At 53.7% G+C, this 20671-nt stretch carries 19 protein-coding genes; 18 read left to right on the top strand and 1 reads right to left on the bottom strand.

Annotation, left to right across the window (positions count from 1 at the left end; all coding sequences use genetic code 11):
* Positions 1 to 156: 156 nt before the first annotated feature.
* Both ravA and viaA read left to right on the top strand, forming a co-directional pair.
* On the top strand, positions 157 to 1653 hold the full coding sequence (gene ravA / locus KTH07_RS20640; protein WP_063162099.1) for an ATPase RavA: 1497 nt from the start codon (positions 157 to 159) through the stop codon (positions 1651 to 1653).
* Positions 1647 to 3098, top strand: coding sequence for an ATPase RavA stimulator ViaA (gene viaA / locus KTH07_RS20635; protein ID WP_015570153.1), 1452 nt, complete (start codon positions 1647 to 1649; stop codon positions 3096 to 3098). The genes ravA and viaA overlap by 7 nt, the downstream gene beginning before the upstream one ends.
* Here the strand turns inward: viaA and asnA are convergent, their stop codons facing one another.
* Positions 3099 to 4091, bottom strand: a complete 993-nt coding sequence (asnA, locus tag KTH07_RS20630) for an aspartate--ammonia ligase (protein ID WP_003862385.1) — start codon at positions 4089 to 4091, stop codon at positions 3099 to 3101.
* Between the two features lie 151 nt (positions 4092 to 4242).
* Here asnA and asnC point away from each other — a divergent pair, with 151 nt between their 5' ends.
* From asnC to pstS, 16 genes are all read left to right on the top strand, one after another.
* Entirely contained in the window at positions 4243 to 4701 is a 459-nt protein-coding gene (asnC, locus tag KTH07_RS20625) for a transcriptional regulator AsnC (RefSeq protein ID WP_003862383.1), read from the top strand.
* Positions 4702 to 4791: 90 nt separating this feature from the next.
* Positions 4792 to 5241 carry an FMN-binding protein MioC gene (gene mioC, locus KTH07_RS20620; RefSeq protein WP_003862381.1) on the top strand — a complete coding sequence of 150 codons (450 nt, stop codon included), beginning with the start codon at positions 4792 to 4794 and terminating at the stop codon, positions 5239 to 5241.
* 374 nt (positions 5242 to 5615) lie between these two features.
* Complete coding sequence (mnmG, locus tag KTH07_RS20615; RefSeq protein ID WP_003862379.1) at positions 5616 to 7505, top strand: tRNA uridine-5-carboxymethylaminomethyl(34) synthesis enzyme MnmG; 1890 nt, start codon at positions 5616 to 5618, stop codon at positions 7503 to 7505.
* Positions 7506 to 7612: 107 nt separating this feature from the next.
* Positions 7613 to 8236 carry a 16S rRNA (guanine(527)-N(7))-methyltransferase RsmG gene (rsmG, locus tag KTH07_RS20610; RefSeq protein ID WP_017694037.1) on the top strand — a complete coding sequence of 208 codons (624 nt, stop codon included), beginning with the start codon at positions 7613 to 7615 and terminating at the stop codon, positions 8234 to 8236.
* Positions 8237 to 8851: 615 nt separating this feature from the next.
* A complete protein-coding gene (atpI, locus tag KTH07_RS20605) occupies positions 8852 to 9232 on the top strand; it encodes a F0F1 ATP synthase subunit I (RefSeq protein ID WP_003862375.1) in 381 nt (126 codons plus the stop codon).
* An 8-nt stretch (positions 9233 to 9240) separates the two neighbouring features.
* Complete coding sequence (gene atpB / locus KTH07_RS20600; RefSeq protein ID WP_003862373.1) at positions 9241 to 10056, top strand: F0F1 ATP synthase subunit A; 816 nt, start codon at positions 9241 to 9243, stop codon at positions 10054 to 10056.
* 49 nt (positions 10057 to 10105) lie between these two features.
* The gene (gene atpE, locus KTH07_RS20595) at positions 10106 to 10345 is read left to right on the top strand and encodes a F0F1 ATP synthase subunit C (RefSeq protein ID WP_000429386.1); all 240 of its coding nucleotides are present in this window, start codon (positions 10106 to 10108) and stop codon (positions 10343 to 10345) included.
* 48 nt (positions 10346 to 10393) lie between these two features.
* A complete protein-coding gene (gene atpF / locus KTH07_RS20590) occupies positions 10394 to 10864 on the top strand; it encodes a F0F1 ATP synthase subunit B (RefSeq protein ID WP_003862370.1) in 471 nt (156 codons plus the stop codon).
* 14 nt (positions 10865 to 10878) lie between these two features.
* On the top strand, positions 10879 to 11412 hold the full coding sequence (gene atpH / locus KTH07_RS20585; RefSeq protein WP_015570151.1) for a F0F1 ATP synthase subunit delta: 534 nt from the start codon (positions 10879 to 10881) through the stop codon (positions 11410 to 11412).
* A gap of 12 nt (positions 11413 to 11424) precedes the next feature.
* Entirely contained in the window at positions 11425 to 12966 is a 1542-nt protein-coding gene (atpA, locus tag KTH07_RS20580) for a F0F1 ATP synthase subunit alpha (RefSeq protein WP_003862367.1), read from the top strand.
* A 51-nt stretch (positions 12967 to 13017) separates the two neighbouring features.
* Positions 13018 to 13881 carry a F0F1 ATP synthase subunit gamma gene (gene atpG / locus KTH07_RS20575; protein ID WP_003862364.1) on the top strand — a complete coding sequence of 288 codons (864 nt, stop codon included), beginning with the start codon at positions 13018 to 13020 and terminating at the stop codon, positions 13879 to 13881.
* A 31-nt stretch (positions 13882 to 13912) separates the two neighbouring features.
* Positions 13913 to 15295, top strand: coding sequence for a F0F1 ATP synthase subunit beta (gene atpD, locus KTH07_RS20570; protein ID WP_015570150.1), 1383 nt, complete (start codon positions 13913 to 13915; stop codon positions 15293 to 15295).
* A gap of 20 nt (positions 15296 to 15315) precedes the next feature.
* Entirely contained in the window at positions 15316 to 15735 is a 420-nt protein-coding gene (locus tag KTH07_RS20565) for a F0F1 ATP synthase subunit epsilon (protein ID WP_006177560.1), read from the top strand.
* A gap of 138 nt (positions 15736 to 15873) precedes the next feature.
* The gene (gene glmU / locus KTH07_RS20560; protein WP_023302808.1) at positions 15874 to 17244 is read left to right on the top strand and encodes a bifunctional UDP-N-acetylglucosamine diphosphorylase/glucosamine-1-phosphate N-acetyltransferase GlmU; all 1371 of its coding nucleotides are present in this window, start codon (positions 15874 to 15876) and stop codon (positions 17242 to 17244) included.
* A gap of 225 nt (positions 17245 to 17469) precedes the next feature.
* The gene (glmS, locus tag KTH07_RS20555; RefSeq protein WP_015570148.1) at positions 17470 to 19299 is read left to right on the top strand and encodes a glutamine--fructose-6-phosphate transaminase (isomerizing); all 1830 of its coding nucleotides are present in this window, start codon (positions 17470 to 17472) and stop codon (positions 19297 to 19299) included.
* A gap of 277 nt (positions 19300 to 19576) precedes the next feature.
* A complete protein-coding gene (gene pstS, locus KTH07_RS20550) occupies positions 19577 to 20617 on the top strand; it encodes a phosphate ABC transporter substrate-binding protein PstS (RefSeq protein ID WP_017383706.1) in 1041 nt (346 codons plus the stop codon).
* Positions 20618 to 20671 lie beyond the last annotated feature (54 nt).

Below are 20671 nucleotides of genomic sequence, written 5' to 3'. Positions count from 1 at the left end.
ATGCACGATTCAATGCAAAATCGTACCCCTAAATGCAGCCGCATTAATGTAGCGCAAAGAAAATAGCGCCGCACTTCAGCCTATTACCAGGCCAGACCGAAACGTCTATACTCGCTTCAATTAGCCGCCACCACGGCGAAAGGATGCAAAACTATTATGGCTCACTCACATTTATTAGCAGAAAGAATTTCCCGCCTCAGCAGTGCGCTGGAGAAAGGCCTTTACGAGCGTAGCCACGCCATTCGCCTCTGTTTACTGGCGGCGCTGAGTGGGGAAAGCGTATTTCTGCTGGGCCCGCCGGGCATTGCCAAAAGTCTGATCGCACGCCGCCTCAAATTCGCTTTCCAGAACGCGCGCGCATTCGAGTATTTGATGACGCGCTTCTCCACGCCGGAAGAAGTTTTCGGCCCACTCTCCATTCAGGCGTTAAAAGATGAGGGACGCTATGAACGTCTGACGGCGGGCTATCTTCCGGAAGCGGAAATCGTCTTTCTTGATGAGGTCTGGAAAGCCGGCCCGGCCATACTGAATACCCTGTTGACGGCAATTAACGAACGCCGCTTCCGCAACGGCGCCAGCGAAGAGAAGATCCCCATGCGCCTGCTGGTGGCCGCGTCTAACGAATTGCCCGAAGCCGACAGCAGCCTGGAAGCGCTGTATGACCGTATGCTGATCCGTCTGTGGCTGGATAAAGTCCAGGATAAATCAAACTTCCGTTCCATGCTGGTAAGCCAGCAGGATGAAAACGAAAACCCGGTGGCAGCGTCATTGCAGGTCACGGACGAGGAATACCACCAGTGGCAGGAGGAGATCGGCAAGATAAAACTGCCCGATCCCGTTTTTGAGCTGATCTTCATGCTGCGCCAGCAGCTTGATTTGCTGCCCTCCGCGCCGTACGTCTCCGATCGTCGCTGGAAAAAAGCCATTCGCCTGCTCCAGGCAAGCGCGCTGTTTAGCGGCCGCGATGCTGTCGCCCCAATCGATCTGATCCTGCTGAAAGACTGCCTGTGGCACGACGCAGAAGGGATGAATCTGATGCAGCAGCAGCTGGACGTTTTGATGACCGGACACGCGTGGGGTCAACAGTCGATGCTTAATCAACTGGGCGCGATTGCCCAACGTCGCCTTCAGCTCCAGCAGCAGCAAAGTGACAAAACCGCGCTGAAGGTGAACCGTCTTGGCGGGATGTTTGCCCGTAAACCGCACTATGAACTGCCCGCCGGGCTGACTGACGCCTCGCTCACGCTTCTTCTTCAGCAACCGCTGAAGCTTCATGATATGCAGGTTGTGCACGTGACGATCGAACGCGTTGCGCTGGTTCAGTGGCTGGATAAAGGCGGTGAGATCCGCGGTAAACTCAACGGTATCGGCTTTGCACAGCCGCTGTCGATGGAAGTCGACAGCAGCCAGCACCTAGTGATCCGTGACGTCAGCCTTCAGGGATCGCGCCTGGCGCTGCCGGGCACGGCCTCCGATACTGTTCCGGAGGAGATCAAACAGCAGCTCGACGCGCTGGATAACGAATGGCATCAGCAGCACACGCGCTTCAGCGAGCAGCAGAAATGCCTCTTTATCCATAGCGACTGGTTAGGTCGCATTGAAGCCAGCTTGCAGGATGTCAGCGCGCAGATCAAACAGGCGCGTCAATGCTAACGCTGGACACGCTTAACGTCATGCTGGCGGTTAGCGAGGAAGGGTTGATCGAAGAGGTCGTCATTACCCTGCTCGCTTCACCGCAGCTGGCGGCCTTCTTTGAAAAATTCCCGAAGCTCCGAAAAGCAATGACGGACGATCTGCCCCGCTGGCGCGATAACCTGCGACAGCGGTTTAAGGAGACGGAAGTCCCGCCGGAACTGACAGAGGAAGTGGCTGGTTACCAGCAGTGCCAGCGGCTTTCAACACCGCAGTTTATTGCCCAGCTACAGCAAACCCTGACGCTGCTTGATAACGTTCACTCCCCGTTTGCCAGCCAGGCCAGAGCGCTGGTCACTGACAACCCCAGCTTTACTCCCGCCCTGCATACGCTGTTTTTACAGCGCTGGCGTCTGAGCCTTGTGGTCCAGGCCACGGCCCTTAATCAGCAGTTGCTGGACGAAGAGCGCGAACAGTTGCTCAGTGAAGTCCAGGAGCGAATGACCCTGAGCGGCCAGTTAGAACAGGTGCTGGTGGAGAATGAAAACGCCGCCGGTCGACTCTGGGATATGAGTGCCGGCCAGTTAAAGCGGGGCGATTATCAGCTGATCGTGAAGTACGGCGACTTTCTGGCGCAACAGCCGGAGCTGATGAAGCTTGCAGAACAGCTCGGCCGCTCCCGGGAGGCCCGGTCGGTCCCAAAGAAAGATGCGCCGATGGAGACCTTCCGTACGCTGGTACGCGAACCCTCCACCGTACCGGAGCAGGTGGACGGGCTACAGCAAAGCGATGACATCCTGCGCCTGCTGCCTACGGAACTCAGCACGCTGGGCATGACCGAACTGGAGTATGAGTTTTATCGTCGGCTGGTGGAAAAACAGCTCATTACCTATCGACTGCATGGCGAAGCCTGGCGCGAGAAGATCAGCCAGCGTCCGGTGGTACACCAGGATTTTGATGAGCAACCGCGCGGCCCATTCATTGTTTGCGTCGATACGTCTGGATCGATGGGGGGCTTTAATGAACAGTGTGCAAAAGCGTTCTGCCTGGCTCTGATGCGCGTGGCGCTTGCCGATCGTCGTCGCTGCTACATCATGCTCTTTTCCAGCGAAGTTGTTGGGTATGAACTGACCAGCCCACAGGGGCTGGAGCAGGCGATCCGCTTTTTAAGCCAGCGCTTTCGCGGCGGCACCGATCTGGCCAGCTGTTTTCGCAGCATCATTGAGCGCATGCAGGGCGGAGACTGGTACGACGCGGATGCGGTGGTGATTTCCGATTTTATCGCCCAGCGGCTGCCGGACGACGTCGTGAATAAAGTGAAGGAGATGCAGCGCGTGCACCAGCACCGTTTCCATGCCGTGGCGATGTCTGCACATGGAAAACCCGGCATCATGCGCATCTTCGATCACATCTGGCGCTTTGATACCGGGTTGCGTAGCCGCCTGCTCAGACGCTGGCGACGTTAATTAAAGAAGAGAACCGACGCTCTCACGTACCTGCTGCGGCCAGACCCCACACTGTACCTGACCAATGTGAGAGAGTTGCAGCAGCAGCATGGTCAGACGAGACTGGCCAATACCACCGCCGATGGTCTGCGGCATTTCACCGCGCAGCAGTGCCTGGTGCCACTCCAGTTGCAGACGATCTTCATCACCGGTCACGGCCAGCTGACGCTTCAGTGCTTCAGCATCCACGCGGATCCCCATCGAAGAGAGTTCAAACGCATCTTCCAGAACCGGGTTCCAGACCAGAATATCGCCGTTCAGACCGGCATATTCGCTTTCGCCCACGGTGCTCCAGTCATCGTAATCCGGCGCACGGACGTCGTGACGTTTACCATCAGACAATTTCCCGCCAATGCCGATAAGGAATACCGCGCCCAGCTCTTTGGCGATCGCGCGTTCACGGCCTTTGGCATCCAGATCCGGGAAACGGCTCAGCAATTCCTGACTGTGAACAAAGTGGATCGTTTCCGGCAGGAACGGTGCCAGACCAAACTCTTTGCTCACGGCCGCTTCGGTTGCTTTGATCCCGGCGTAGATCGCCTCAACAGTGGATTTCAGCGTACCGACGTGACGCTCGCCATCTCCCATTACACGCTCCCAGTCCCACTGGTCAACGTAGACAGAGTGAATCGGGGAAAGGCGGTCTTCATCGGGGCGAAGGGCTTTCATGTGCGTGTAAAGCCCTTCGCCCGCGCTGAAGTCGTGTTGTCCCAGGGTTTGACGCTTCCACTTCGCCAGGGAATGAACCACTTCGAACTGGGCGTCTGGCAGTGTTTTCACTTTTACCTGTACCGCTTTTTCGCAACCAGACAAGTTATCCTGCGTCCCGTCACCCACGCGGCTCAGAATCGGCGCCTGAACTTCAATAAGGCCAAGCTTCTCTTCCAGCTGGCGGGAAAAATGGGATTTTACGAAACTGATCTGGCGTTGTTTTGCGATGTAAGCGGTTTTCATTATTTATACTCCTGCGTCCTGTTGATACTGATTAAGCAACAGAACAGGCGCTTAATTCAATAACCCATCAACAAAAAGCCGCCTTCACTTTTGATTCGTTAAAATAAGACGCTAGAATAGAGGGAATCATTAATCTTCATAAGAAAAACCTATGGAAAATTATCAGATCGACAATCTGGACCGCGGCATTCTGGAAGCGCTAATGGCCAACGCACGCACCGCGTATGCCGAACTGGCGAAACAATTTGGCGTCAGCCCGGGGACCATTCACGTTCGCGTCGAGAAAATGAAGCAGGCCGGGATCATCACCGGCGCACGCATTGATGTCAGCCCGAAGCAACTTGGCTACGACGTCTGCTGCTTCATTGGCATTATTCTGAAAAGCGCCAAAGATTACCCCTCCGCGCTGGAGAAACTGAACGCGCTGGATGAAGTCACCGAGGCGTACTACACCACCGGGCACTACAGCATCTTTATAAAGGTGATGTGCCGATCCATTGACGCCCTCCAGCAGGTACTTATCAACAAGATCCAAACAATCGATGAAATTCAGTCCACTGAAACCCTGATCTCCCTGCAAAACCCGATCATGCGTACTATCCGCCCGTGATCGGGCAATTTCATTCCCACATTTTCCACAGGTAGATCCCAGCTCGTTCACAGCGTACAATGGCCGCCTCTTTATCTGAGCGAGCGATCAATGGCGGACATTACTCTTATCAGCGGCAGCACCCTGGGCGGTGCGGAATATGTAGCGGAACATCTGGCTGAGAAGCTGGAAGATGCGGGCTTTTCAACACAAACGCTGCACGGACCGCTGCTGGAAGATCTCCCGACTGACGGGGTCTGGCTGCTGATCACCTCTACGCACGGCGCGGGCGATCTGCCGGATAACCTGCAACCTTTATATGACGAACTGCTGGAACAACAGCCCGATCTGTCAAACGTCCGGTTTGGCGCTGTGGGGATCGGCAGCCGTGAATATGACACTTTCTGTGGCGCCATAGAGAAAGTAGAAGCTGCGGTGACCGCCTGCGGAGCAAAACAGCTGGGTGAAACGCTGAAGATCAACATCCTCGATCATGACATTCCCGAAGATCCAGCCGAGATCTGGCTCGCGGAATGGAAAAATTTACTCAAAAACGATTAAAGATCGTGCGATCAGATGTGGATAACTCTGGTTAAAAGCTCGTATTAAGCCGTAGTTATCCAAAGAACAACGTTGGTTTAGTTTTTGACCTGTGTATAAAGTGGCGATCTGATCCCAGCTTATACGGTCCAGGATCACCGATCATTCACAGCAAACGATCCTTCCTAACTGCATGATCTTATTTATGGGATCGGACTTATCCACAGAGGTCTGCGATCCTAATAAGAGATCACAATAGAACAGATCTCTAAATAAAAAGATCTTCTTTTTAATAGCCCAGGATCCCAATGCTTTCTCGAAAGACTAAAGTTGAGTAGAATCCACGGCCCGGGCTTCAATCCATTTTCATACCGCTTTACGCGAGGCAGACCACCATGTTTTATCAGGATCCTTTTGACGTCATCATCATTGGCGGGGGTCACGCAGGCACTGAGGCCGCAATGGCCGCAGCGCGAATGGGTCAGCAGACCCTGCTTTTGACACACAATATCGACACGCTGGGACAAATGTCCTGTAATCCGGCGATTGGCGGCATTGGGAAAGGACACCTGGTAAAAGAAGTGGATGCACTTGGCGGCCTGATGGCGAAAGCGATCGATCATGCAGGCATTCAGTTTAGAATACTAAACGCGAGTAAAGGGCCTGCTGTTCGTGCGACCCGCGCACAGGCAGACCGCGTGCTTTACCGTCAGGCTGTGCGCACCGCGCTGGAGAACCAGCCGAACCTGATGATCTTCCAGCAGGCAGTTGAAGATCTTATCGTCGAGAACGATCGCGTCGTGGGTGCCGTAACCCAGATGGGGCTCAAGTTCCGCGCAAAAGCGGTTGTGCTGACCGTCGGGACATTCCTGGACGGAAAAATTCATATCGGCCTGGATAACTACAGCGGTGGCCGTGCTGGCGATCCGCCGTCTATCCCACTTTCACGTCGTCTGCGTGAACTGCCGCTGCGCGTCAGCCGCCTGAAAACCGGTACACCGCCGCGTATTGACGCGCGCACCATTGATTTCAGCGTGCTGGCGCAACAGCACGGTGATAATCCGATGCCGGTGTTCTCGTTCATGGGCAATGCGGCTCAGCATCCGCAGCAGGTGCCGTGCTACATCACGCACACCAATGAAAAAACCCATGACGTGATCCGCAATAACCTCGATCGCAGCCCAATGTACGCCGGTGTGATCGAAGGGATCGGCCCACGTTATTGCCCGTCGATCGAAGACAAAGTGATGCGATTTGCCGATCGTAACCAGCACCAGATCTTCCTCGAACCTGAAGGGCTGACCTCTAACGAAATTTATCCAAACGGCATCTCCACCAGCCTGCCGTTCGACGTGCAGATGCAGATTGTGCGTTCAATGCAGGGCATGGAAAACGCGAAGATCGTTCGTCCTGGCTACGCTATTGAGTACGATTTCTTCGATCCGCGCGACCTGAAGCCGACGCTGGAAAGCAAATTCATCCAGGGTCTGTTCTTCGCAGGCCAGATTAACGGTACCACCGGGTACGAAGAAGCTGCCGCACAAGGGTTGCTGGCCGGTCTGAACGCCGCTCGCTTCTCTGCCGAGAAAGAGGGCTGGGCACCGGCGCGTTCTCAGGCCTACCTGGGCGTTCTGGTCGACGATCTCTGCACGCTGGGGACCAAAGAACCGTACCGCATGTTTACTTCTCGTGCGGAATATCGCCTGATGCTGCGCGAAGACAATGCCGATCTGCGTCTGACTGAGGTGGGCCGTGAATTGGGTCTGGTGGATGACGAACGCTGGGCGCGCTTCAACGAGAAGCTGGAGCGTATCGAACAGGAACGTCAGCGCCTGAAAACCACTTGGGTGAATCCGCAGGCGGAAACCGCTGCCGAAGTAAACGCTCACTTAACAGCACCGCTGTCGCGCGAAGCCAGCGGGGAAGATCTGCTGCGTCGTCCTGAAGTCACTTACGAGAATCTGGTCAAACTGACCGCGTTCGCGCCGGGCCTTGAAGACGCGGAAGCGGCTGAACAGGTCGAGATCCAGGTGAAATACGAAGGCTACATCGCGCGTCAGCAGGATGAGATCGAAAAACAGCAGCGCAACGAAAACACGCTGCTGCCGGAAATGCTGGACTATCGTCAGGTGACGGGCCTTTCCAACGAAGTGATCGCTAAGCTGAACGATCACAAACCTGTGTCGATTGGCCAGGCCTCACGTATCTCCGGCGTCACACCTGCCGCGATTTCGATTCTGCTGGTGTGGCTGAAAAAGCAGGGTATGCTGCGCCGCAGCGCGTAATGCTCTGAAAATTGCCCGGTGGCGCTGCGCTTACCGGGCCTACTGAACCCGTAGGGCGGGTTAGCGAAGCGCCACCCGCCACTTAAGTTTCTCAACAGGTATCCACCGTGCTCAATAAACTCTCTCGTCTGCTGGAACAGGCAGGTATTTCGCTCACCGATCACCAGAAAAATCAGCTGGTGGCCTATGTCGATATGCTGAACAAATGGAATAAAGCGTACAACCTCACCTCCGTACGCGATCCCAACGAGATGCTGATTCGTCATATTCTCGATAGCATCGTCGTGGCGCCATATCTGAACGGGGAACGTTTTATCGACGTGGGCACCGGCCCGGGCTTGCCGGGCGTTCCGTTGTCTATTGTTCGACCGGAGAGTCAATTCACGCTGCTGGACAGCCTGGGCAAGCGCGTACGCTTTTTACGCCAGGTTCAGCATGAGCTGAAGCTGGAAAACATCACGCCCGTGCAGAGCAGGGTAGAGGAGTTCCCGGCTGAGCCACCGTTTGACGGCGTTATCAGCCGCGCATTTGCGTCACTCAATGACATGGTGAGCTGGTGCAAACACCTGCCGGCGGAGAAGGGGCGTTTTTATGCGCTGAAAGGGCAACTTCCGGGGGACGAAATCGAGCAGCTTCCGGACGGTTTTGCTGTCGAATCCATTGAGAAACTTCAGATCCCTCAGCTCGAAGGTGAGCGTCATCTGGTGATAATTAAACCAAACACTTTTTAAAAATTAATAAAAAATGTGGAATTTGTGCTGTTCTGATCGTGTTAAAAAGCAGCACATCCCGTCTGTTTTGGCCGTTGCTAATTTAACCTTGTTGTTACCATGGGTTTTCTTATGGTTAACCTGAAGTGAGTTGTTCACTCTGAGGATAATCAACCATGAAAATATCAGCCTGCTAAAAGTGGGTAAAGGCAACAAGAATGGAATGTTAAATATTTATTAAGAATGTCAATAAAAGGTTTTTGTTGTATACGGCTCTGTTTTAAAAATAGTTGCGATTTTTTTGCTTTAATTTCATACAGATGAAATAAATCGTTTTACGTCTTTGATAAATACCACTTTATCGCAAATGTGTATTTTGTGATCTCGTGCACGCTTTATCACCAACGTTTCCGCGCTGTTTGCAGTTTTGCCTGAAGGTCGGCACTTAGGTCAAAAGTTGAAAAATAGGACTGGGGAAAAATATTTAAACATTTATTCACCTTTTCGCTACTTAATGTTTGAAATCACGGGTACGCACCGTATAATTTGACCGCTTTTTGATGCTTGACTCTGAGCCTTAAAGGACGTTTTATACGACACGCGGCATACCTCGAAGGGAGCAGGAGTAAAAACGTGATGTCTGTGTCGCTCTTGAGTAGAAACGTTGCTCGTAAGCTTCTGTTCATTCAGTTTCTGGCTGTGATAGCAAGTGGACTGCTGTTTAGCCTCAAAGACCCCTTCTGGGGCATCTCCGCCGCGTGCGGAGGTTTGGCGGTGGTTCTGCCAAACGTGTTGTTTATGATTTTTGCCTGGCGTCATCAGGCGCATACACCCGCCAAAGGCCGCGTGGCCTGGTCCTTCGCTCTCGGCGAAGTGTGTAAGGTGTTGCTGACCTTTGCTCTACTGGTGATGGCGCTGGCGGTTTTGAAAGTGGTATTCATGCCGCTGATAGCAACGTGGGTTTTGGTGCTGGTGGTACAAGTTCTGGCTCCAGCTGTAATCAATAACAAAGGGTAAAAGGCATCATGGCTTCAGAAAATATGACGCCGCAGGATTACATAGGTCACCATCTGAATAACCTTCAGCTGGACCTGCGTACATTCTCGCTGGTGGATCCACATAACCCCCCGGCCACCTTCTGGACGATCAACATCGACTCCATGTTCTTCTCGGTGGTTTTGGGTCTTCTGTTCCTGGCCATGTTCCGCAGCGTTGCTAAAAAGGCGACCAGCGGTGTTCCAGGGAAATTCCAGACGTTCATCGAGATGATCATCGGCTTCGTCCATGGCAGCGTGAAAGACATGTACCATGGTAAGAGCAAACTGATTGCTCCGCTGGCCCTGACCGTGTTCGTTTGGGTCTTCCTGATGAACCTGATGGACCTCCTGCCTATCGATTTCTTACCTTGGATCGGTGAGCACGTACTCGGCCTGCCTGCACTGCGCGTGGTTCCGTCTGCCGACGTGAACATCACCCTGTCGATGGCGCTGGGCGTATTTATCCTCATTCTGTTCTACAGCATCAAAATGAAAGGCGTAAGCGGCTTTGTGAAAGAGCTTACCTTGCAGCCGTTCAACCACTGGGCGTTTATTCCGGTCAACCTGATCCTGGAAGGCGTTAGCCTGCTGTCCAAACCTGTTTCACTGGGTCTGCGACTGTTCGGCAACATGTATGCGGGTGAGCTGATTTTCATTCTGATCGCGGGTCTTCTGCCGTGGTGGTCACAGTGGATTCTGAATGTGCCATGGGCCATTTTCCACATCCTGATCATTACGCTGCAAGCCTTTATCTTCATGGTTCTGACGATCGTCTATCTGTCGATGGCGTCTGAAGAGCACTGATTTTTTACCAACACTACTACGTTTTAATTGAAACAAACTGGAGACTGTCATGGAAAACCTGAATATGGATCTGCTGTACATGGCTGCCGCTGTGATGATGGGTCTGGCGGCTATCGGTGCTGCGATCGGTATCGGCATCCTCGGGGGCAAATTCCTGGAAGGCGCAGCGCGTCAACCTGATCTGATTCCTCTGCTGCGTACTCAGTTCTTTATCGTTATGGGTCTGGTGGATGCAATCCCAATGATCGCTGTAGGTCTGGGTCTGTACGTGATGTTTGCTGTCGCGTAGTAGTTGTTTTAAAACCCCAAGCCACAGAAATTTAAGAGGTATTGTGCTGTGAACATGAACGCAACAATCCTCGGCCAGGCCATCGCGTTTATTCTCTTTGTCTGGTTCTGCATGAAGTATGTATGGCCGCCTTTAATGGCTGCCATCGAAAAACGTCAGAAAGAAATTGCTGACGGTCTGGCTTCCGCAGAACGCGCTAAGAAAGATTTGGACCTTGCACAGGCCAACGCGACAGACCAGCTGAAAAAAGCGAAAGCTGAAGCTCAGGTAATCATTGAACAGGCTAACAAACGCCGTTCTCAGATCCTGGACGAAGCCAAAGCTGAAGCAGAACAGGAACGTACTAAGATCGTGACACAGGCTCAGGCTGAAATTGAAGCTGAGCGTAAACGTGCTCGTGAAGAACTGCGTAAGCAGGTTGCGATTCTGGCTGTTGCTGGCGCCGAGAAGATCATCGAACGTTCCGTGGATGAAGCTGCTAACAGCGACATCGTGGACAAACTTGTCGCTGAACTGTAAGGAGGGAGGGGCTGATGTCTGAATTTGTTACGGTAGCTCGCCCCTACGCCAAAGCAGCTTTTGACTTTGCTGTCGAACACCAAAATGTCGATCGCTGGCAGAATATGCTGGCGTTTGCCGCTGAGGTGACGAAAAACGAACAAATGGCCGAGTTGCTTTCTGGTGCGTTAGCGCCTGAAACCCTCGCCGCGTCGTTTATCGCCGTGTGCGGAGAGCAACTGGATGCCAACGGCCAGAACCTGATTAAGGTGATGGCGGAAAATGGTCGTCTCCGTGTGCTCCCGGATGTTCTCGAGCAGTTTGAGCACTTACGTGCCCTTAGTGAAGCTACCGCTGAAGTTGAAGTAACTTCTGCGACTGAACTGAGTAACGAACAGCTTGCGAAAATCACCGCCGCGATGGAAAAACGTCTGTCACGCAAAGTTAAGCTGAATTGCAAAATCGATAAGTCTGTAATGGCAGGCGTAATCATCCGCTCGGGTGATATGGTCATTGATGGCAGCGTACGCGGCCGTCTTGAGCGCCTTGCAGACGTCTTGCAGTCTTAAGGGGACTGGAGCATGCAACTGAATTCCACCGAAATCAGCGAACTGATCAAGCAGCGCATTGCTCAGTTCAATGTTGTGAGTGAAGCTCACAACGAAGGTACTATTGTTTCTGTAAGTGACGGTGTTATCCGCATCCACGGCCTGGCCGATTGTATGCAGGGTGAGATGATTTCCCTGCCGGGTAACCGTTACGCTATCGCACTGAACCTGGAGCGCGACTCCGTAGGTGCCGTTGTGATGGGTCCATACGCTGACCTTGCCGAAGGCATGAAGGTTAAGTGTACTGGCCGTATTCTGGAAGTACCGGTTGGCCGTGGCCTGCTGGGGCGCGTTGTTAACACCCTGGGTGCGCCAATCGACGGTAAAGGTCCGGTTGAGCACGATGGCTTCTCCCCAATCGAAGTTATCGCACCAGGCGTTATCGACCGTCAGTCCGTTGATCAGCCAGTGCAGACGGGTTATAAGTCCGTTGACGCCATGATCCCAATCGGTCGTGGTCAGCGTGAACTGATCATCGGTGACCGTCAGACCGGTAAAACCGCGATGGCAATCGACGCCATCATCAACCAGCGTGATTCCGGCATCAAATGTGTGTACGTGGCTATCGGCCAGAAAGCGTCCACCATTTCCAACGTGGTTCGTAAACTGGAAGAGCACGGCGCACTGTCTAACACCATCGTTGTGGTAGCAACCGCGTCTGAATCTGCTGCACTGCAATACCTGGCGCCATACGCCGGTTGCGCAATGGGCGAATACTTCCGTGACCGCGGTGAAGATGCGCTGATCGTATACGATGACCTGTCTAAACAGGCCGTTGCTTATCGTCAGGTTTCCCTGCTGCTCCGTCGTCCACCAGGACGTGAAGCATTCCCGGGCGACGTATTCTACCTCCACTCTCGTCTGCTGGAGCGTGCTTCCCGCGTTAACGCGGAATACGTCGAGAACTTCACCAAAGGTGAAGTGAAGGGTAAAACAGGTTCTCTGACCGCTCTGCCGATCATTGAAACCCAGGCGGGTGACGTTTCTGCGTTCGTTCCGACCAACGTAATCTCCATTACCGATGGTCAGATCTTCCTGGAAACCAACCTGTTTAACTCCGGTATTCGTCCGGCGGTTAACCCGGGTATCTCCGTATCCCGTGTGGGTGGTGCTGCTCAGACCAAGATCATCAAGAAACTGTCCGGTGGTATCCGTACCGCGCTGGCACAGTATCGTGAACTGGCTGCGTTCTCTCAGTTCGCATCCGATCTGGACGAAGCAACCCGTAAACAGCTGAGCCACGGTCAGAAAGTGACCGAGCTGCTGAAGCAGAAACAGTACGCGCCAATGTCTGTTGCTCAGCAGGGCCTGGTACTGTTCGCGGCTGAACGCGGTTACCTCGAAGATGTGGAACTGGCGAAAATCGGTAGCTTCGAAGCCGCTCTGCTGGCTTACGTCGACCGTGATCACGCTCCGCTGATGCAAGAGATCAACCAGACCGGTGGCTATAACGACGAAATCGAAGGCAAGCTGAAAGCTATCCTCGATTCCTTCAAAGCAACCCAATCCTGGTAATCGTCCGGCGGCTTGTCTCAGGACAAGCCGTCTGGCATTGAGGAGAAGCTCATGGCCGGCGCAAAAGAGATACGTAGTAAGATCGCAAGCGTCCAGAACACGCAAAAGATCACTAAAGCGATGGAGATGGTCGCCGCTTCCAAAATGCGTAAATCGCAGGATCGCATGGCGGCCAGCCGTCCTTATGCAGAGACCATGCGCAAAGTGATTGGTCACCTTGCGAACGGTAATCTGGAATATAAGCACCCTTACCTGGAAGAACGCGACGTTAAGCGCGTGGGCTACCTGGTGGTGTCGACTGACCGTGGTCTGTGTGGCGGCTTGAACATTAACCTGTTCAAAAAACTGCTGGCGGATATGAAAGGCTGGTCCGATAAAGGCGTTCAGTGCGATCTGGCACTGATTGGCTCTAAAGGCGTCTCTTTCTTTAACTCCGTTGGCGGCAACATTGTCGCTCAGGTGACCGGTATGGGTGATAACCCGTCCCTGTCCGAACTGATCGGCCCGGTTAAAGTGATGTTGCAGGCCTACGATGAAGGCCGTCTGGACAGACTGTACGTTGTCAGCAACAAATTTATTAACACCATGTCTCAGGTGCCTACGCTCACTCAGATGCTGCCGTTACCGGCATCAGAAGATGACGAGCTGAAACAGAAAGCCTGGGATTACCTGTATGAACCCGATCCGAAACCGCTGCTGGATACCCTGCTGCGTCGTTACGTTGAATCTCAGGTTTATCAGGGCGTTGTAGAAAACCTGGCCAGCGAGCAGGCCGCACGAATGGTGGCGATGAAAGCCGCGACCGATAATGGCGGCAGCCTGATTAAAGAGCTGCAGTTGGTTTACAACAAAGCTCGTCAGGCCAGCATTACTCAGGAACTCACCGAGATCGTCTCGGGGGCCGCCGCGGTTTAACCAGGTTTACGAATTACGTAGAGGATTCAAGATGGCTACTGGAAAGATTGTCCAGGTAATCGGCGCCGTGGTGGACGTCGAGTTCCCTCAGGACGCCGTACCACGCGTGTACGACGCGCTTGAGGTACAGAATGGTAACGAGAGCCTGGTGCTGGAAGTTCAGCAGCAGCTCGGCGGCGGTATCGTGCGTACCATCGCCATGGGTTCTTCCGACGGTCTGCGTCGTGGTCTGGAAGTAAAAGACCTTGAGCACCCGATCGAAGTCCCGGTAGGTAAAGCAACGCTGGGTCGTATCATGAACGTATTGGGTCAGCCAATCGACATGAAAGGCGACATCGGTGAAGAAGAGCGTTGGGCTATCCACCGCGCGGCACCTTCCTACGAAGAGCTGTCCAGCTCTCAGGAACTGCTGGAAACCGGCATCAAAGTTATCGACCTGATGTGTCCGTTCGCGAAGGGCGGTAAAGTCGGTCTGTTCGGTGGTGCGGGTGTAGGTAAAACCGTAAACATGATGGAGCTGATCCGTAACATCGCGATCGAGCACTCCGGTTACTCCGTGTTTGCGGGCGTGGGTGAACGTACTCGTGAGGGTAACGACTTCTACCACGAAATGACCGACTCCAACGTTCTGGATAAAGTATCCCTGGTTTACGGCCAGATGAACGAGCCACCAGGAAACCGTCTGCGCGTTGCGCTGACCGGCCTGACCATGGCTGAGAAGTTCCGTGACGAAGGTCGTGACGTTCTGCTGTTCGTTGATAACATCTACCGTTACACCCTGGCCGGTACTGAAGTATCTGCACTGCTGGGTCGTATGCCTTCAGCGGTAGGTTATCAGCCTACGCTTGCGGAAGAGATGGGTGTTCTTCAGGAACGTATCACCTCTACCAAAACCGGTTCTATCACCTCCGTTCAGGCGGTATACGTACCTGCGGATGACTTGACTGACCCATCCCCAGCCACCACCTTTGCTCACTTAGATGCAACCGTGGTACTGAGCCGTCAGATCGCGTCTCTGGGTATCTACCCGGCCGTTGATCCGCTGGACTCCACCAGCCGTCAGCTGGATCCACTGGTTGTTGGCCAGGAGCACTACGACACCGCGCGTGGCGTACAGTCCCTGCTGCAACGTTATCAGGAACTGAAAGACATCATCGCCATCCTGGGTATGGATGAACTGTCTGAAGAAGACAAACTGGTGGTAGCACGTGCGCGTAAGATCCAGCGCTTCCTGTCCCAGCCGTTCTTCGTTGCGGAAGTATTCACCGGTGCACCGGGTAAATACGTTTCCCTGAAAGACACCATCCGTGGCTTTAAAGGCATCATGGAAGGCGAATACGATCACCTGCCAGAGCAGGCGTTCTACATGGTTGGTTCCATCGAAGAAGCCGTGGAAAAAGCCAAAAAACTTTAACGCCTTAATCGGAGGGTGATATGGCAATGACTTACCACCTGGACGTCGTCAGCGCAGAGCAACAAATGTTCTCTGGTCTGGTCGAGAAAATCCAGGTAACGGGTAGTGAAGGTGAACTGGGTATTTTCCCGGGTCACGCACCGCTGCTCACCGCCATTAAGCCTGGTATGATCCGCATCGTTAAACAGTTCGGTCATGAAGAGTTTATCTATCTGTCCGGCGGCATTCTTGAAGTGCAGCCAGGCAGTGTGACCGTTCTGGCCGATACCGCTATTCGTGGCCAGGATCTCGACGAAGCGCGAGCCCTGGAATCGAAGCGTAAGGCTGAAGAGCACATTAGCAGCTCTCATGGTGACGTGGATTACGCTCAGGCGTCTGCGGAGCTGGCCAAAGCGATCGCGAAACTGCGCGTTATCGAGTTGACCAAAAAAGCGATGTAACACCGGCTTGAAAAGCACAAAAGCCAGTCTGGATCCCAGACTGGCTTTTTTTTTCGGCCTTAATTCATGATGAAAAAGATGTAGAATTTTAAGCATCAAACGTTTTTACTTCTCACACAAACTACCGTCAGGATGCGTATGTTAAACAGTGCGATGAGCGTGGTGATCCTTGCCGCAGGCAAAGGTACCCGCATGTATTCCGATCTGCCTAAGGTGCTCCACACGCTGGCAGGAAAGCCAATGGTTCAGCATGTTATTGATGCAGCGAATGAATTAGGCGCCAGCCAGGTGCATCTGGTTTATGGACATGGCGGCGACCTGCTGAAAAAAACGCTGCGTGATGACAATCTCAACTGGGTGCTACAGGCAGAACAGTTGGGTACAGGCCATGCGATGCAGCAGGCTGCACCCTTCTTCGCTGATGATGAAGATATCCTGATGCTCTACGGCGACGTCCCGCTGATCTCCGTTGAAACCCTCACTCGCCTGCGTGAAGCCAAACCGCAGGGCGGCATCGGTTTGTTGACCGTCGTGCTGGACGATCCAACCGGCTATGGCCGCATTACGCGTGAAAACGGCAAGGTAACCGGGATTGTTGAGCATAAAGATGCCACTGACGAACAGCGCCAGATTCAGGAGATCAACACCGGCATCCTGATTGCGAACGGTGCGGATATGAAGCGCTGGCTGTCCAGACTCAACAATAACAACGCGCAGGGTGAATACTACATCACCGATATTATTGCGATGGCGTACCACGAAGGGCGTGAAATTGCCGCCGTTCACCCGGCTCGCATCAGCGAAACGGACGGGGTAAACAACCGTCTCCAGCTTTCTCGCCTGGAGCGTATTTACCAGTCCGAGCAGGCAGAAAAGCTGTTGCTCGCGGGCGTTATGCTGCGCGATCCGGCGCGTTTCGATCTGCGTGGCACGCTGACCCACGGGCGCGACGTTGAAATAGATACTAACGTTATCCTGGAAGGTAACGTCACGTTGGGCAACCGCGTCAAAATCGGCACTGGCTGCGTGATTAAAAACAGCGTGATCGGTGACGACTGCGAAATCAGCCCGTACAGCGTGGTGGAAGATGCCCATCTTGAGGCGGCATGTACCATCGGCCCGTTTGCGCGTCTGCGCCCGGGCGCTGAGCTGCTGGAAGGCGCTCACGTAGGTAACTTTGTGGAAATGAAAAAAGCGCGTCTGGGTAAGGGCTCGAAAGCCGGTCATCTGACCTATCTGGGCGATGCGGAAATTGGCGACAACGTAAACATCGGTGCTGGAACCATCACCTGTAACTATGACGGTGCCAATAAGTTTAAAACCATCATCGGTGATGATGTGTTTGTAGGCTCCGATACCCAGCTGGTGGCGCCCGTCACCGTGGGCAAAGGCGTGACCATTGCCGCCGGGACAACCGTTACGCGCGATGTGGCCGAGAACGAGCTGGTGTTAAGCCGTGTGCCGCAGGTCAGCAAGCAGGGCTGGAAACGCCCGGTGAAGAAGAAGTAACAACAAGGCGGGTGGCGCTATGCTAACCCGCCCTACGATTGAGTAGGCCTGATAAGGCGTAGCCGACATCAGGCAAACCCGGGAGAGGAGATAAATATATATCTCCCCCCACAAGCAGTACCCATAAAAATAACCCCACTCTCTACAAGGCTCGGGGCGCCCGGAAAGGGCAAATACAGGTCAGCGACAACGCATGGCATAACGCCATAATCAGGAAATCTAACTATGTGTGGAATTGTTGGCGCAGTTGCGCAGCGTGATATTGCTGAAATCCTTCTCGAAGGTTTACGTCGTCTGGAATACCGTGGTTACGACTCAGCCGGTCTGGCTGTGGTCGATGCAGAAGGTCATATGACCCGTCTGCGTCGTCTCGGTAAAGTGCAGATGCTGGCCCAGGCTGCGGAAGAACATCCGCTGCACGGTGGCACCGGTATTGCACATACCCGCTGGGCGACCCACGGTGAGCCATCTGAAGGCAACGCACACCCGCATGTGTCTGAACACATTGTGGTGGTGCATAACGGCATTATCGAAAACCACGAACCGCTGCGTGAAGAACTGAAAGCGCGCGGCTATACCTTCGTCTCTGAAACCGACACCGAAGTGATTGCTCACCTGGTGCACTGGGAGCTGGCAAAGGGCGGTACACTGCGTGATGCGGTGCTGCGCGCTATCCCTCAGCTGCGTGGTGCTTACGGTACGGTGATCATGGATTCCCGCGACCCGTCCACGCTGCTGGCCGCGCGTTCCGGTAGTCCGATGGTGATTGGTCTGGGCATGGGTGAAAACTTTATCGCTTCCGACCAGCTGGCGCTGCTGCCGGTTACCCGTCGCTTTATCTTCCTGGAAGAGGGAGACATTGCCGAGGTGACACGTCGCAGCGTGACCGTATTCGACACGAAAGGCGAGCAGGTTAAGCGTCAGGAGATCGAATCAAACCTGCAATACGACGCGGGCGACAAAGGTGCTTACCGTCACTACATGCAGAAAGAGATCTACGAACAGCCAAACGCCATTAAAAACACCCTGACCGGGCGCATCAGCCACGGCGAAGTGGATCTGAGCGAGCTGGGCGCCAATGCCAACGAACTGCTGGGCAAAGTCGAGCACATTCAGATCGTGGCCTGCGGTACCTCTTATAACTCCGGTATGGTCTCGCGCTACTGGTTTGAATCCCTGGCGGGCGTGCCGTGTGATGTGGAAATCGCGTCTGAGTTCCGCTACCGCAAATCTGCGGTGCGTCGTAACAGCCTGATGATCACCCTTTCTCAGTCTGGCGAAACGGCTGATACCCTGGCGGCGCTGCGTCTGTCTAAAGAGTTGGGTTACCTGGGCTCGCTGGCCATCTGTAACGTGCCGGGCTCTTCGCTGGTACGTGAATCCGATCTGGCGCTGATGACCAAAGCCGGTACTGAAATTGGCGTGGCTTCCACCAAGGCGTTTACCACTCAGTTAACCGTTCTGCTGATGCTGGTGGCGAAACTGGCGCGTCTGAAAGGTCTGGATGCCTCCGTTGAACACGACATTGTGCATGGCCTTCAGGCGCTGCCGAGCCGTATCGAGCAAATGCTGTCTCAGGACAAACGCATTGAGGCGCTGGCGGAAGATTTCTCTGACAAACATCACTCCCTGTTCCTGGGGCGTGGCGATCAGTATCCGATTGCGCTGGAAGGCGCACTGAAGCTGAAAGAGATCTCTTACATTCACGCTGAAGCTTACGCGGCAGGTGAACTGAAACATGGCCCGCTGGCGCTGATCGACGCGGATATGCCGGTTATCGTGGTGGCACCGAACAACGAACTGCTGGAAAAACTGAAATCTAACATCGAAGAAGTGCGCGCCCGTGGTGGTGTTCTGTACGTCTTTGCGGATAAAGATGCCGGTTTCGCCAGCAGCGACAACATGCACATCATCGAGATGCCGCATGTGGAAGAGGTGATTGCGCCGATCTTCTATACCGTTCCGCTGCAACTGCTGGCTTATCACGTCGCGCTGATCAAAGGCACCGACGTTGATCAGCCGCGAAATCTGGCGAAGTCTGTTACCGTAGAATAACTCCTTCAGACTCCACCTTCGGGTGGAGTTTTTTTTATGACAACCTGTCATTTTCAGCTATTTTTTCAGTGTCACATAAAGAAAATATTACTGAAATCCTGCCGTCACGTTCCCATTTAAGTGGATGAGAATTAAAGATCTTTTTGGTTTTCTTTAAGTGAAACTTTCTTTGTCATAAAACTGTCATATTTCGTACATTTATCTGTCACCTGTTTGTCCTATTTTGCTCATCGTAGCCACTTAAACAATGATTTACGAAATCCTTGCAGGAGACATTATGAAAGTTATGCGTACCACTGTCGCAACTGTTGTCGCCGCGACCTTATCAATGAGCGCTTTCTCTGCCTTTGCAGCAGCAAGCCTGACTGGCGCTGGTGCAACCTTCCCTGCGCCGGTGTATGCCAAATGGGCGGATACCTACCAGAAAGAGACCGGCAACAAGGTCAACTATCAGGGTATCGGCTCCTCCGGTGGCGTAAAACAAATTACCGCGAATACCGTTGATTTCGGCGCGTCAGATGCTCCGCTGTCTGATGAGAAACTGAATCAGGAAGGCCTGTTCCAGTTCCCGACCGTAATCGGCGGCGTTGTGCTGGCTGTTAACATCCCTGGCCTGAAATCAGGCGAGCTGGTGCTGGACGGCAAAACCCTGGGTGACATCTACCTGGGCAAAATCAAAAAATGGGATGACGAAGCCATCACTAAGCTGAACCCGGGCGTTAAGCTGCCTTCGCAGAATATCGCGGTGGTTCGTCGTGCTGACGGCTCTGGTACCTCTTTCGTGTTCACCAGCTACCTGGCGAAAGTGAACGAAGAGTGGAAATCTAAAGTCGGTTCCGGCTCTACCGTTAACTGGCCAACCGGTCTGGGCGGTAAAGGCAACGACGGTATCGCAGCCTTCGTACAGCGTCTGCCTGGCTCTATCGGCTACGTAGAGTATGCCTACGCTAAGCAGAACAACCTGGCTTACACCAAACTGGTTTCTGCCGACGGCAAACCGGTTAGCCCGACCGAAGAGAACTTCGCCAACGCCGCGAAAGGCGCTGACTGGAGCAAATCCTTCGCGCAGGACCTGACCAACCAGAAAGGCGACGATGCATGGCCTATCACGTCTACCACCTTCATTCTGGTCCACAAAGAGCAGAAGAAGCCTGAGCAGGGTGCTGAAGTGCTGAAGTTCTTCGACTGGGCATACAAAAATGGCGGCAAACAGGCTAACGATCTGGATTACGCCAGCCTGCCAGACAGCGTGGTTGAGCAGATCCGTGCTGCATGGAAAACCAACGTGAAAGACAGCAGCGGTAAAGCACTGTACTAACAGGATATATTTAACGAAGATGGCGGGTGGCGCGCAGCGATCCCGCCCTACGGT

The organism is Enterobacter cloacae complex sp. ECL72, from assembly GCF_019056635.1.
GTDB classification, from domain to species: domain Bacteria; phylum Pseudomonadota; class Gammaproteobacteria; order Enterobacterales; family Enterobacteriaceae; genus Enterobacter; species Enterobacter hormaechei_C.
This window is presented reverse-complemented; position numbering and strand designations above follow the sequence as displayed.